A 13,582-nucleotide genomic window follows, 5' to 3' on the forward strand; every position below is an offset into this window, starting at 1 on the left:
CTCAATTTGCAATTTTCGTGCTAAGAAGTTTGCTTCTGGCCGATTGCGGACGTCCAAGGAATAATATTTTGTACGTTCAAAAGCGTGCCAGCTCACAAAGGACGCTACCAAGATTTTTTCTCGGTTACGACATTCTCCATGAAGACCGGCTCAGAACGCATGTATGCCGTCCAGACATCCTCACCCATCAATTCACTAAGCTGGTCTATAACTTTAACCGAGCGCTCCATAACTTGTCGCACCTGCATTACAAGTTCGCTCCTAGGAACTCGGATGCAAACGTGTGTCTCGTCATAATCGGGGTCTCGCTGCCGAAGATAGATATCGTCTTCATAGGCGTCAACTTCCATTTCCCAGCATTGGTCAACGTCGTAATAAATTTCCCCGGATTCGACTGACAATAGCGCGTTCAGGAATCCTGACACCTCTGAGTAATTGTCATACCAAGGAAAAGAAATATGAACGTCGTCTTCGCTATTCCATAGCCAAAGCCGCACCCAGAAGTGATGACGAATTGACCTAAATGAAAGTCGATGATGAACTGCAAATCTAACAACCTGTTTATAGTAAGCAGCCAATTCGCCCTCACGCCCAATAAGCTCGCTCGTACAAACCATTGAGGACTGTCGCCTTGGAATTGAGGGCAGGTCAAGACTCTGTGTGAATTTTGAGCGGTCTGCGTCTATGTGCCTGTCCGGACCGAAATCGAGTTCGTCCTTTAGAAGAAAACACAATTCCGCATTCAGCATCGATACTGATTGCGCTTCAGAGAACCAAGGTTTCATATTTTGCGTTCAAGTCTGGTAGCAAGCATTCTGTCGGAGTGTCCGTTTCTGGCCGGTTAGAGACGCTCGACTTAAAAACTCATGATCGTAACGGCTTCTATAAATCAATCTGATGGGATAACGAATTCATTATTACCAATCACTATTGGTCCCGCACACCTCAAGACAAAGCCGCTTCCGATGTCACGAATCTCAAATCCAACATTACCATCTACAAAATCAAAAAGCTGACATTTAAGATCGCATTTCGACCATCGGGTCGGCCCCGATATAAATAGGCACTGAAGGAAACATATTCCAATATATTCTCGTGCGTTTTCTGGGCGCTCAAAGACAATAATCAAACGATCGTCAGTATCGACATAACTGCCAAAAAAAGCATTAGCTCCTTGCCACTGTACCAAACGAGCATTCAGCTTATCTAAATCTCTTTGTTTAATCTTCATTGTAATTTTTCTCGCTTTCTTTCAAGGAGGAATTCCGATTTATTGCATGCTCCTCGCTATCCTCGTAACAACCGTTCTTGGCCGTACTGAGACTACTATTTCGGTGGAGGTTCTTTTCCAACGGCGATTCTGTCGAAAACAAGCGCAGGGTCTTTCTGGCCCAAGTATTCAAACGTAACGCTTAGCCGTCCGCGCCCAAGCACTCGAGCTATAGATGTTTCCAATGGTACTCGCCGGCGAGGATCCTGCCATTGCTGCGCGAGTACGCCAACTGGGTTCGGGCCGTTACCTGAGCATGAGACAATCCACGAAGCGTCTCCTCCTGCAATACCTGGCAAATAATGAGACTTCAAATCCCTCAACAGGCTGCCGATATCCGATTCCGAGTCAACTTCGACTTTAGCAGCATGAGACTCCAAATCATCACCGGCGTGAACACTATCGCGATTTACGTGAACAATAACGAGCATCTGGTTCCTATATCAATCGGTCTGCTCCTGGCCGATAGACGACGTTGACGCGAGACGATTTTCATATTTCTATAAGATGAAACTCAGCCTGGCCAGGAAGAGTATTCACCATCGCAGCCCCCGTATTCAATAGAGATTGGGCCTCTGGTCCTATGTAGTAGCCACCATGGGGAAGCAATTTCCAGTTACTTTGAATCCATTTTGAGATTTTCTTGTAGTACGGTCGAGTCTGCGTAGCGAGCCCGGGAACATCATTTGACCAATAAATATGTCCGGCGACCAAATACGGATTTAGAAAATAGCCACGCATAAATCTCATGATTGGGTCTTTAGCGTCCGTAAGTCGGACCGCAGGATTGCCATATGGGTGCAATTCTGTTTTTGGAACGAGAGAAAGAAAACAAAAAGGTCCCGTTGTCACATCCTGATTGATGTCTTTATCGATAGTGGGAGCGATAGCAATTAGCCCAATACTTTCCCCGAACCCCTGAAGAGCTCGATGGTCTTCGTTTCCACAAAAAAAACCGATAGAACTACCCATCACCGTACCTCTCCGTATTAATGAACATCACTGGAATTCGAACTTTAGACGTCTTCTTCTGGCCGTTAGCGGACCTCTGCTTCCGACCCAAGCAGATACTAAGCCGTTTGAAAATGCATCCGGACTAGGTCAGTTTCTCCCGCACCGAGTTGCTCCCACAATAGAAAAGCCTTTTCTTGAGAAAGCGACTTAATCTCTCTAGTCGGGCACAACTCTTTTTGAAAATCTGCGTCGGCCCACTCGGACCAGCGTGCAGTTCCCAAACGTGTAATTTCAAGCACGTACATTGGCCCGTCGTCAAAGCCATATCGTAGCGACGCAGCACCGTGCTCATCGTAGTCATCTTCAGTCATGTCCGGCAGGTTTTCTTCATATAGCTCTTTCACTGCGACCATAATTTCATCGCGTGTCGGCGCTCCTAATGAATTGCCATATCTGTATTGCAGATGGCACCATGCATTGCTCATAAAGTCCTTCTACTTTTACAGTGATAGTAAAATCATTTCGCTGCAACCTGGCGCCTACTTCTGGCCGGTTGCAGTCATCCGATATTAAGGCGGAATTGATACCTCCGTCGCTTACTGTTCAGGAATATAAAAGCGTCACTATCAAAAAATAGGTGACCAAGACGATCCCTGGGACGTGGAGCCATGAAAATTTGTACCTGAATAGCGCTCTGCGCTTTTGAACGGCCGGTATTGGCGATTTTGGCAGTTCAATTGTTCGAGGCCACTGAAATGCGCTGGTGCTATCGACCGGTGGCCAGGACTCAAAACGATGAACGTCAGCATCAAAATACACTCGATCAAAGCGTGCTAGTTCCAGAACTGCTTGTTGAACGGCGAGATCACCTGTACGTGCCGCGTCATCTCCATCGACATAGAAGTGTCCTCCCGTTTCTTTGGCCAATATGGCCATCGAGACTATTTGCATGGCGCCAGCTGCATCGCTCCGTCCGGCGGAAGTCCTGGAGCTGGCTTCATAGCTATAAATTCCCACCCCTTTGGGAGGCCACTGCCTGCTACGAGGCTCTTTTTTTTGCCTCTTGTGCACGCTATATCCAAATACGATCAACAGAGGAAGTTCCGGAGCTAGGCGAAGAAAATCCGGGGGAGTCTTTGTGACACGTAAGTACAGGCAACCGCTAGCACAAGACTCGATCAAGGTAAGTTCCGGGTGCAATTGCACATCAAAGCCGAGATCGGTGTAAGCGCGAACGAATCGAGCATCCAGCTCTGCTATTTCTTTGCCGAAAAAAACTGAGATGCTAATACTCATTTTCGAGATTGAATATAGTCATACATTCTTCTTTTTTGAGGGCAGGGAAAAGAAATCGAAGTGTTGCTTGAAGATGAACGGCCGTAACTGGCCGATCACTGACTTCAAATAGCAATAAACTGTAGTTCGCAACACTCTTCGTCAATTGTCAAAAATGGCGTATTTTCGATAGTTGACAATCACTGGTGTGAATTACGATTTGTTGTTGTCCAAGGTACATAGTCAGTCAGAAATTAAGTTACTGACTATCAACTACCGCGATGCAGTCGATCTCAATGTCAAAATGACCAGGCCACGCCGGAACATTAATGAATATTCGCGCCGGCGGATCGACTGGAAAGAAACGCCTGTAGACGTCGTTGACCGCTACGAACTTCTCCACCGACGTGCAGTAGACATTGCATTTGAGGACGTTCGGCAGCGACGAACCTGCTGCCTCCAGACAAAGCTTCATTTGCTGTAGGACCAGCTCAGTCTGGCGCTCAATTGGTGCGTTGACCACCTCACCGGTTGTCGGATCAAAGGGCGGGAAGCCGGAGACGTAGACCATATCGTTGTGCCGCGTCACTGCTGAGGTCGGTGCCTTCCATTGTTCTAACCAACTGGACAAGGGTTCCACGCGAATGATTTCACGAGCCATGAATATATTCCTTAATGTTGGATAAGTGGGTCGGCCAGAAGTGGATGTAACTACTCCATTATGCATAGAGAAGACATTTAACGGACGCCTTCAACTACGGCATAACGGTGTAACTCTTTACTGCGAGTTTGTGCCGAGACTGAAGCCGGTTGTGCATGGCATAAACCCGGTTTTTCACTGAAGCAGGCGTGCACAGATGAAGTCAACGAATACCCGCAACTTGGGCGACAGATGGCGGCTCGATGGCCATAAAACTGAGAATACGCCCCCATGCTTCACGTAACGATCCAGCACCGTACAAATCCTTCCCGTCGCCAATGCGTCACGTACCAGAAAATCTGGCAAATAGGCCAGGCCAAGCCCCTGATCCGCGGCGCAAATCAACGCTTCGATGTTATTGCACGTCATGGCAGCTGGCGAGTCGATAGTGTATTCCGGCTGCTGCGGGTCCAGTACCCATTCTTGAAGCTTGCCGGTACTGGGAAAGCGGTAACACAGGCGCGCGTAATTGCGCAGATCGACGGGAGTAAGCGGCTCGCCGTGTTGCGCAATGTATGCGGCCGAGCCGACCACCAGGAAATGGAATGGGCCAAGCGGCCGAGCCGTCAGGCGTGAATCAGACAATGGGCCGCTGCGAATCGCGACATCCACGCCTTCCTCGATTACGTCAACCAAACGGTCGTTGAAGTCCAGCTCCAACTCCACTTCTGGATAACGCTGTACAAACGCCGGCAGTACCGGCAATAGCATACGATAGCCGATCACCGGCATGCTGACGCGAAGCTTGCCACGCGGCCGGTCCAAAGTCCGTGTAATTTCCAGCTCAGCATCCTGCACATCGTTGAGAATGCGACGGCAACGCTCATAGAACAAGGCGCCTTCTGCCGTGAGGCTGATGTGGCGCGTACTGCGTTGAAGCAGGCGCACGCCGAGGCGCTGCTCTAATCGCGCCACCGCTTTTCCCACTGCGGAAGCCGATAGGCCGAGTTGACGGCCCGCTTCCACAAAACTCAGCGTTTCCGCCGCGCGCGAAAACACATCCAAGCCATTTAATTGATCCATTAAGGAATTCTATTCCGTATTGACCGGATTTTCAGCTTGTTTATCGATGATTGAAGCGATTTTATCATCTATGACTCACCATCCTTTAAGGAGTCATGATGATTACAACGCAACGCAATCGCCTCCCAACGCTGCTGGCGGTATGTCTGGCGGCGCTGGCCATGCCGCTTAGTTTCACTGGTCCGGCCGTCGCGCTGTCTGCCATCAGCCGCGAATTAGGCAGCGATACGGTGGCCCTCAACTGGGTCGTGAATGCTTTCATGCTCACCTTCGGCAGCGGGTTGATGGCGGCGGGCACGCTGGCAGATCGCTATGGGCGCAAGCGATTGTTCCTATCCGGGGTATCGCTGTTTGCATTGTCATCGCTGGCCATGGCGGCCGCACCGACGCTGACTGTACTGGACTGGTTGCGGGCTTCACAAGGCTTGGGTGCTGCGTTCGCGCTAGCATCCGGCTTGGCGGCGTTGGCGCAGGTATTCGAAGGTGAGGCGCGGCTACGCGTATTCAGTATGATCGGTACAGCGTTCGGTATTGGCCTGGCATTTGGTCCGCTGCTGAGCGGACTATTGATACGCCAGTTTGGCTGGCGCTCCTTCTTCATGGCCGCCACGCTGCTCATGCTGGTGGCGTTAGGGACCGGCGCAAAATACATGCAAGAGTCGCGAGATCCTGCGGCCGCACGATTGGACTGGCGCGGCGCGTTAGTCTTTACCGCCGCGCTGAGCAGTCTGACCTGGGCCATGCTGCGCGTACCTGAGCTGGGCTGGCACCACCCTGTGGTGCTGACGTTACTGGCGGCAGCGGTACTGTTGCTGGTTGCTTTTGTCGTCATCGAATTGCGCAGCAGACGGCCAATGTTGGACCTTTCTTTATTTCGCTATCCACGTTTTATCGGCGTACAGTTTCTTGCAGCGGCACCCGCGTATGGCTTTGTCGTGCTGCTAGTGCTGCTTCCGGTACGCTTGATCGGCATCGAAGGTCATAGCGAGCTCGACACGGGACGCCTGATGCTGGGATTGTCCGCGCCCATCGTGGTAGTCCCGACGTTGGCCGCATGGCTGGCGCGTTGGTGGTCCGCTGGCGCCTTGTCTGGATTGGGACTGTTGATTGTCGCGGCGGGACTGTGCTGGTTGGCACAACTGCCGCTGGGCGTCTCAGGCGCTGCATTGCTGTGGCCCTTGCTGACAGTCGGTATCGGTATTGGCCTGCCCTGGGGGTTGATGGATGGATTGGCTGTCAGTGTGGTGCCCAAGGAACGCGCCGGCATGGCAGCAGGCATCTTCAACACCACGCGAGTGGCCGGGGAAGGTATCGCATTGGCATTGGTCGGTGTGGTGCTGTCGATGCTGATTCAATCCGGTCTGAGACCTGAGCATGCAGAATCATCGTCAGCAGCCAGTCGCCTCGCATTAGGGCAACTGACTGCTGTAACCGCCCAACTTGAAATAGCGCCACAGCAATTGGCGAATATTTACGTATCTGCCTTCCAAAGCCTGATGCTGATGTTGTCCGGTGTCACTGTATTAACGGCGTTGATGGTCTTTGCGTTCTTACGTTCGCCTAGCCAACAGGCTGCTCAATCAAAACACCGCGCAGCATAACCGTAGTCCGGGGGAGCGTTGGAAGGGCCGCCGGCACAAGGGTAACTCCTCTAAATGAAAATCCACCGCACAATAGGACGACATTTGACGGCGAAGACGGTAGTGACTTGCGCTTTGGTATTATTTATTTGACGTCAGCAGTCGGCCAGAAGCGGACGGAGTGTTTGCAGGAAACAGGGGGGAAAATAGTGAGAATTGTTGGGAAACTCTCTTTGCGTGACCGTATATTCCAAATAGTGTCGGCACGCGTGTGGAAAGGACGAGATTTATGGAACTTGGAATTTGAAACACAGCAGGAAGAATATGATGGAGAGTCATGGAGCCCTGTTCTCTACCATCAAGGACTTAGTATTAACGCAGAGAGTGTAGAAGAACTCAGTGGAACCACTATTCAGTGGAAAACAAAGAATGATGGGGATTACTCCCATCCTGAAATAGCGATGATGTACGTTTTCGGCCATCATGATGTGCGTAATTGTGTACTCAGCTTTGGCCCAATTTCAGACGGACGTATCGAAGTAACGTGGTTAGGAGAATGTGATGTCTTTTGGGATGACGAGTATAAAGACAACGTTCCTTTTTCGCTCGTCTGCCATGCAGCCGCTGACTTGTAATTGTTTCCTCTCAAAGGCCGTTTCCGGCCAGAAGCGGATGTTGTAACCTAAAAATAATTTGGAGAGAAACGCGATGCGGTACACCGGTCATCTTCAAGGAAACGAAGCCGTTCTTGCTATTTGCATCCTTCTCACAGTTTTCATTATTTTATTTTGGTTTGTTCCAACGTTGCCCAGGGCTGCAGAAAAAGAAAAATCTCCAAAACTCTCGCTTAGAGCATCTATCGCATTTGGGCCCGCTTGGTTTAGGCTCGTCGGTCCCTTCTATCGAATCTCGACCTATGACGATTTCTTCCTATGTGTATTTTTCGGTACGCAAAAAATCTACTATACCGATGTGAAGAACCTTCATTTCCAAGCAAGCAACATCCTCTCGATGACAGTACACGGTGTGACGATAAAAATTGTTAGTACAAACAATAAGATGAAATTGCTGTACGCAAAGTTGCAAACTAACGCTCTTGCCTGACCGTCCGTAATCGGACAGTCGCTGCCATCCCTCAGTTTGATGCTCTAAGCATCATTTATCGAGCTACAATTTAACCAGGCTGTTGCAAGAGCATTTTGGTGAGGGCATAGTCGGCGGCAGGAGTCTTCACCTTATTGGGCAACGGATTCAACCGATGAATTCGGGATAGAGGCAGCGGGAAACCGCTGGTGCTCGGAACCGGTCGAAAGACTAGCTAACGAGAGGTTGCGGCTAACCCGGCCCTTTTTCTCCACCAACGACCCGTCAGCCATATTCCTAACGTGCCGCTCTACCTCGGAGTTAGTGGTTGAAGAACCGGCGTCTCGGAGCAGATAACAAGTTGCCGAGCGCCGCGGGTCATTGCTACATAGAGATGCTGGGCATTCATTTTTTCAGGCCACAAGATTACGGCCAAATCGGCTTCAAGCCCTTTTACCAATAAGGTGCTGCCCACTGAACGCCTTGAGAGCGGTCGGCCTGCATGCCGGTATTTTTCACGCTCTGAGAGAACTGCTTCATGCAACGTGTGTGCGCCCGCGGCCGCTAGAGTCATGGCACGCCGCAAAAAGCGGTACATCTCAGGTCGATATATTTGTGCTCTATGTTGGCGTGAAAGTGTGTCAAGCAAGTGAATCGCGTCAGCCCATGTCCTCGACCTAAAGAGTCCCACTGCGGCCTCTTCGGCTGCTGTCGGGTCGGAATTACTTCGGTTCCTCAGAATGGTTCTAATCCGCCGGCATAGTTGAGCCGCACTGACTTGTGTCATGAGTTTGCCCGCAAAATTAATAAAACGGTCAATAGCATCCTCACTGGCAATATCGAAGCCACGAGAGAGCTCGACTAGGTCGGGAAGGTCGACACGCTCAATCACGCTGGAGCCGAAGACCCGGCGAGAGATTGTTGTTCGCGACACCGCAATCTCGGAATCGCAGATAATGATTACTGTACCATCTCGATTGGCGGGCCTTTTTGAGGCTGCAGTGATGCGCTGTTCTAGGTGTGTGCGGGAATGCCCTTCAAGTCTTATCCATTGGACGTTTCCACGTGCTTCTCGAAGGTCAATGTCTTGGCCAGACTCAAGCTTCTCCCTAACTTCCAGTAGCCAGCTCCCCAGCTCATGCATCCCGAGTCGTTCCCAGCGTCGAGGGACGGCCAGTCTTCCAATTTCCGGGAAGAGCGGCAATACATCCCATTCCCAGTCCACCAGATTGTTGCCCCCTAGGTCGAAGATTGCTTGCATCTGGTCACCCAGAACACAGGTGGGAATTACTTCTGAGAGGGCGGCAATCATGTCGTGCTGCTGGAGATTGCAGTCTTGATATTCGTCTACCAATAGACGTGCATAGGTGGCGGCCAGCACATCCTTCAGATGCCCCGATTGGGTCAGCGTAACGGCCGCATTTCGGATGGCGATATAGTCATTGTCCCGGTCCTGTAATTCAAAGATTTGCGGATTATGACCACTTCTAAGCGGGAATTTCTGTATCAGTCTTATCGCGAATCCATCAAGCGTCATGACGCGATAGGAGCTCGATGGCACTTTTTGGGCGATGAGTCTGGCCCGAAGTGATGCGACGCCGGCGTTAGTGTGTGTCAGAATCAGGATTGGCTTAGGGCCCTTATGTTCGAAGACGGTGTCCGTTATTAGCTGTGTCTTTCCACACCCCGCTGGCGCAGTGACTGAACCCCTGGCTGCCGCAAAGAGGTCAAGCTCCGGCGGCATTGATGTAGCCTTTCAATTGATTGACGACGTCGCGGAACTCTTGCTTGGCTTGGTCGAAATTTGGGAAAACGGCTTCTCTAGCTACCTTCTGATAGGTGCCTAGGGTTTTGAACCAGCTGTTGGTATCGTTTTTCGATGCTAGAGCCAATAGAGCACGGACTTCATCTGAATATGGGGTTCCTGCTGCTCGGGAAGCCTCGATATCTCCTAGCGAGTGCTCGTTGTTCGACATCGATTGGATATGCTGGGCAACTAGGCTATTTTGTAATCGTTCCTTAGCGATGGAAAGCATCTGGTCAATGGCGGCATCACTGAGGGTCGCAAACAGTTCGTCTTCAAGAGCATGTCCTGCTTGCCAGGTTACGTACTGGCCACCTCGTCTTAAGAACGTATTTATATTGCCTTGGTTGGCCTGTTTGTCAGCGTCTACAACGACAATGGCGTGATATCCCAGCTTTAGCAGCGCCGTCCCTCGTATGAAACAGTTGTCAGGACTGCCTCCACCGACATTAATGAACGCGCCACCAGCCGCATAGACAGACACCTCGTCTCGGTTTTCGACGCCATATATGTCCATGCCGCGAACGAATCCAACTTCGCTTGCACCCTCGCACACAAGTACAAACTTGCTCAAGAACGCGTCTGGAGCGGCTCGGAGTGTTCCTTGAAGATCGTTTGACGTCCCGGCACTATGAACAGTGTGCTGGCCTTGTGCCGACCGGACGATGCATATCTGGTCACCATCCAGCTCTCGGAGCGCCACGGGAGAATGCGTCGTGATAAATGCTTGTACCGGTGGCTCTTCCTTTTCTTTGGCGCCAAGGGAATCAAGGAATCGAATCAACCGATGCGGTTCAAGGCCGTACTCCACCTCGTCGACCAATGCAATCGAGGCCTTCTTTGCCGCTGCACGCTGCAGGCCGGCGACCAGCAGCCTGGACGAACCTGTACCCAGTGAGCGAAGTGGCACTCCGTTCTCGTTGTGCAGCGCTATAGCTCCGTCCCCAATAGAAACCGTGTGAGCATCGAGAAGCGCTTTTACCTTAGCTCCCACAGGAACACCGAGCGGCGTGGCGGTCTCGCTCACCACGCGAAGCGTCTCCGCGAGAGGGGCTGCCGCCTCCTGGCCGAAGCTATTTCGTGCTTGTCGGGCGGCCTTAGCTAGCTCTTCGCCTAGGTTGGGCTTATCTTCGGTCAGCCGGTTGAGGACAGAATTGCGAGACCATGAGAGATTCGAGTGTGCATAGGTCCCAATTCGTGCGGGTGCCAATGACGCACGGTCCTTCCACTTGAGATTGCGACTATGCCCTTGTTCTTCTGCTCGCCCGGAATGTAAGGACCATTCTGGCTCAAGGTCGCTTTCAACCCGAAGCCGCAAGGTCAATACAGTTTCGAGGTTGTTACCCGGTTCATCCTCAATACTGCCTGTTTGAAGGTTGAACCCTTGAAGGTGGTCTCCGTAAACCTCGATGTTCATGAGGTCATCACTGAGCTCGCCCAGAGTGATGGAAATCTCAATAGGAACGGCGACATTGAGATTGTGGAAATCGGTGTCGCCAAATGGAGCGTTGCGCCGGGCGCCGAGGCAAAGGTCAATAGCATCAAGGATGCTGGATTTGCCGCTGTCACCCGGGCCGATTAGGCAGTTGATTCCCGGCGATGGGAACCAGTCGAGTGCCTGGATAGAACGGAAATTGCTAATCTTCAGCCTGCGAATGCGCGCCATAGAACGGCCCCCGAAATATTCTTGTTCTGCTTATTGTAGCGCTGTCACCGGATGAGAATCCTCTCATGCTATTCTTACCACGGGTCTACGGATAGATTTGTTGCCGTGTTTCGCGGTAGATGGAATTCATTTCGGGGAGGATTGCCCTGAACGACTTGCAGCACATGTCGATATGGCCATGCCAGAGAGTATCCGTAGGGCCCATCTACCTATTCAAAAAATAAGAAGGCAGTCGGGGTGAATCGAAAATTCTTGTTGCTGAAGGCAGCTACGTCCGTGCAAGGAATCGCACCAGCATTGGGTTACACCCCGCGGGGGCTATCCTATGTCCTTTACAAAATTCCGGATGAAGTTAAGTATCTGGAGTTCCAAATTCCCAAGCGTTCAGGGGGAATGCGGACCATTAGTGCGCCGCATCAGGAGTTGAGGCGGCTACAAAAGAATCTCGCAAGCCTGCTAGAAAGCTGTAACGACGACCTAGACGCATTGGCAGGTGTGGTGAACACTCTGTCCCATGGTTTCAGGAAAAAACATTCAATTTTGACGAACGCCGCGCGTCATCGACGAAGCCGGTATGTGTTCAACATCGACCTGAAAGACTTCTTCGGTACTATCAACTTCGGCCGAGTAAGCGGCTTTTTTCAGAAAAACCGGGGTTTCGCGTTAGACCCGACCGCTGCTCGAATCATCGCTCAGATTGCGTGTCAGCGACAAAAACTGCCGGATGGGACGACACGGACGGTGCTGCCCCAGGGGAGCCCTTGCTCCCCCATTATTTCCAATCTGATTGCGCACATCCTCGATGTTCGCATGGTGAAGCTGGCGGCGCGTTTCGGTTGCCACTACTCGCGCTACGCTGATGACCTAACGTTTTCGTCGAACCACAAGAGCTTTCCAAGCGAAATTGCCCAGAGAGTCGGCGATACAACTCAATGGGTCGCTTCGAAAGCCCTAATCAAGGAGATTCGGAGATGCGGTTTCGAGCTGAATGAGCAAAAGACGCGCATGCAGTACCGCGAGTTCAGGCAGGATGTGACGGGAATCATTGTTAATTCAAAACTCAACGTCCGTACCGAATACGCGAAAGAAGCCCGTGCAATGGTGCATTCCCTTGTTACCAAAGGAATGTTTCATGTAACAAAAAAGACGCGCGACGATAAAGGGCAGTGGGTGACGCGTGTAGAGCCAGGCAATGTGTCCAAGCTGAGAGGGATGTTGAGCTTTATCGATACGGTAAGGTACTTCGAGAAAGTCCGCGTGGAGCAATTGGAAGACCTCGATGCGAAGACGAGGCTAGCCAGGCACGAAGCACCACCGATGGATTCTCATCTGCGCACATATCGGAAATTCCTCAATTTCACGCTTTTCTATCGACCCGTACGTCCGCTAATCATCTGCGAAGGGAAGACGGATAACGTTTATCTGCTATGCGCACTTCAGGCGTTGGCCGCAACTTTTCCAAAGCTGGTGACTGTAAATGAGAAGGGAATAATCAAGCCGCGTATTGGCTTTTTTAACTATTCGAAGACAACTCATCGCGTACTGGCTCTCAACGGAGGGGCGGATGACCTTCGGCCATTTGTCACGGATTATGGGAAGGAGTTCTCGTCCTTTAGGCACGCTGGGACGCGTCATCCGGTCATAGTTCTTGTTGATAATGATGGTGCATCGAAGAAGATATTCTCCGCAATTAAGACTATTACCAGTTCAAAAACTGATATCGACGGCAAAGAACCCTTTTACTACCTACACGACAATCTCTACGTTGTGGCGCTGCCTGAAGTGAAAGCCGGCAACACGGAAATTGAAGATTTTTTTGAAACGAGGGTACTTGAAACGAAGTTAGGTAAAAAGGTCTTTAGCCGCAAAGATACGTTTGAAGAAAATCAGTACGGGAAACATGTCTTTGCTGAGCGAGTGGTGAAGAAGAATCGGCAGACCATAAACTTCTCTGCATTTGGCCGGGTTCTTGAAAGAATCACTGCGGCTCTCGACCACTACGACGGGCTGGCGGCCGCTGCCTCTAAAAAGGCACCGGCTTCAACTGCGGTTTCAGCCGTAGCAACGACGGCTCGAGGAAAAAAGGCGCTACCACCAACTCCGCCTCCTACGGCTAAGAAAGTGACGACACTTTTGTAAGTCGCGCTCACGACCGCATCACGATATACGGATGCCTCTTCTCATAGCTCTCAAACAGTGTTTCCGCGATAGGGAGCATTTCCTCGAG

At 51.1% G+C, this 13,582-nt stretch carries 12 protein-coding genes; 3 read left to right on the forward strand and 9 right to left on the reverse strand.

Translation table 11 applies throughout. The features are described 5' to 3' along the window. Positions 1-104: 104 nt before the first annotated feature. From AC1RN6_RS06925 to AC1RN6_RS06955, 7 genes are all read right to left on the reverse strand, one after another. Positions 105-785: a hypothetical protein gene (locus AC1RN6_RS06925; protein WP_493004106.1), complete on the reverse strand. Its 681-nt coding sequence runs from the start codon at positions 783-785 to the stop codon at positions 105-107. A gap of 104 nt (positions 786-889) precedes the next feature. Continuing rightward, entirely contained in the window at positions 890-1,231 is a 342-nt protein-coding gene (locus AC1RN6_RS06930; RefSeq protein ID WP_493004107.1) for a hypothetical protein, read from the reverse strand. A 531-nt stretch (positions 1,232-1,762) separates the two neighbouring features. Further along, positions 1,763-2,242 (reverse strand): hypothetical protein, encoded by a 480-nt coding sequence (locus AC1RN6_RS06935; protein ID WP_493004109.1) that lies wholly within the window; start codon positions 2,240-2,242, stop codon positions 1,763-1,765. 98 nt (positions 2,243-2,340) lie between these two features. After that, entirely contained in the window at positions 2,341-2,709 is a 369-nt protein-coding gene (locus tag AC1RN6_RS06940; protein ID WP_007884304.1) for a hypothetical protein, read from the reverse strand. Between the two features lie 118 nt (positions 2,710-2,827). Then, positions 2,828-3,520 (reverse strand): hypothetical protein, encoded by a 693-nt coding sequence (locus AC1RN6_RS06945; protein ID WP_493004111.1) that lies wholly within the window; start codon positions 3,518-3,520, stop codon positions 2,828-2,830. A gap of 238 nt (positions 3,521-3,758) precedes the next feature. Then, positions 3,759-4,160, reverse strand: a complete 402-nt coding sequence (locus AC1RN6_RS06950; protein WP_493004113.1) for a RidA family protein — start codon at positions 4,158-4,160, stop codon at positions 3,759-3,761. Positions 4,161-4,334: 174 nt separating this feature from the next. Continuing rightward, the gene (locus AC1RN6_RS06955) at positions 4,335-5,222 is read right to left on the reverse strand and encodes a LysR family transcriptional regulator (RefSeq protein WP_493004114.1); all 888 of its coding nucleotides are present in this window, start codon (positions 5,220-5,222) and stop codon (positions 4,335-4,337) included. A gap of 95 nt (positions 5,223-5,317) precedes the next feature. On the opposite strand from AC1RN6_RS06955, the gene AC1RN6_RS06960 reads away from it, so the two are divergent. Then, on the forward strand, positions 5,318-6,823 hold the full coding sequence (locus tag AC1RN6_RS06960) for an MFS transporter (protein WP_493004116.1): 1,506 nt from the start codon (positions 5,318-5,320) through the stop codon (positions 6,821-6,823). A gap of 107 nt (positions 6,824-6,930) precedes the next feature. Continuing rightward, positions 6,931-7,437, forward strand: a complete 507-nt coding sequence (locus AC1RN6_RS06965) for a hypothetical protein (protein ID WP_493004118.1) — start codon at positions 6,931-6,933, stop codon at positions 7,435-7,437. 758 nt (positions 7,438-8,195) lie between these two features. Here the strand turns inward: AC1RN6_RS06965 and AC1RN6_RS06970 are convergent. Continuing rightward, positions 8,196-9,629: a UvrD-helicase domain-containing protein gene (locus tag AC1RN6_RS06970; RefSeq protein WP_493004120.1), complete on the reverse strand. Its 1,434-nt coding sequence runs from the start codon at positions 9,627-9,629 to the stop codon at positions 8,196-8,198. Next, positions 9,613-11,355: an ATP-dependent nuclease gene (locus AC1RN6_RS06975; RefSeq protein WP_493004122.1), complete on the reverse strand. Its 1,743-nt coding sequence runs from the start codon at positions 11,353-11,355 to the stop codon at positions 9,613-9,615. Before AC1RN6_RS06975 ends, AC1RN6_RS06970 begins: the two co-directional genes overlap by 17 nt. A gap of 237 nt (positions 11,356-11,592) precedes the next feature. Between AC1RN6_RS06975 and AC1RN6_RS06980 the strand changes: the two genes are divergently transcribed. Next, positions 11,593-13,494 (forward strand): retron Ec67 family RNA-directed DNA polymerase/endonuclease, encoded by a 1,902-nt coding sequence (locus AC1RN6_RS06980; protein WP_493004125.1) that lies wholly within the window; start codon positions 11,593-11,595, stop codon positions 13,492-13,494. Positions 13,495-13,582: the final 88 nt, after the last annotated feature.

The sequence above is a fragment of the Herbaspirillum sp. GW822-FHT03A08 genome (genome assembly GCF_058801885.1).

Excerpts from the sequence above, each read along its gene's own strand:
- AC1RN6_RS06925 (WP_493004106.1), bottom strand. The coding sequence starts at position 785 with ATGAAACCTTGGTTCTCTGAAGCGCAATCAGTATCGATGCTGAATGCG.
- AC1RN6_RS06930 (WP_493004107.1), bottom strand. The coding sequence starts at position 1,231 with ATGAAGATTAAACAAAGAGATTTAGATAAGCTGAATGCTCGTTTGGTA.
- AC1RN6_RS06935 (WP_493004109.1), bottom strand. The coding sequence starts at position 2,242 with ATGGGTAGTTCTATCGGTTTTTTTTGTGGAAACGAAGACCATCGAGCT.
- AC1RN6_RS06940 (WP_007884304.1), bottom strand. The coding sequence starts at position 2,709 with ATGAGCAATGCATGGTGCCATCTGCAATACAGATATGGCAATTCATTA.
- AC1RN6_RS06945 (WP_493004111.1), bottom strand. The coding sequence starts at position 3,520 with ATGAGTATTAGCATCTCAGTTTTTTTCGGCAAAGAAATAGCAGAGCTG.
- AC1RN6_RS06950 (WP_493004113.1), bottom strand. The coding sequence starts at position 4,160 with ATGGCTCGTGAAATCATTCGCGTGGAACCCTTGTCCAGTTGGTTAGAA.
- AC1RN6_RS06955 (WP_493004114.1), bottom strand. The coding sequence starts at position 5,222 with ATGGATCAATTAAATGGCTTGGATGTGTTTTCGCGCGCGGCGGAAACG.
- AC1RN6_RS06960 (WP_493004116.1), top strand. The coding sequence starts at position 5,318 with ATGATGATTACAACGCAACGCAATCGCCTCCCAACGCTGCTGGCGGTA.
- AC1RN6_RS06970 (WP_493004120.1), bottom strand. The coding sequence starts at position 9,629 with ATGCCGCCGGAGCTTGACCTCTTTGCGGCAGCCAGGGGTTCAGTCACT.
- AC1RN6_RS06975 (WP_493004122.1), bottom strand. The coding sequence starts at position 11,355 with ATGGCGCGCATTCGCAGGCTGAAGATTAGCAATTTCCGTTCTATCCAG.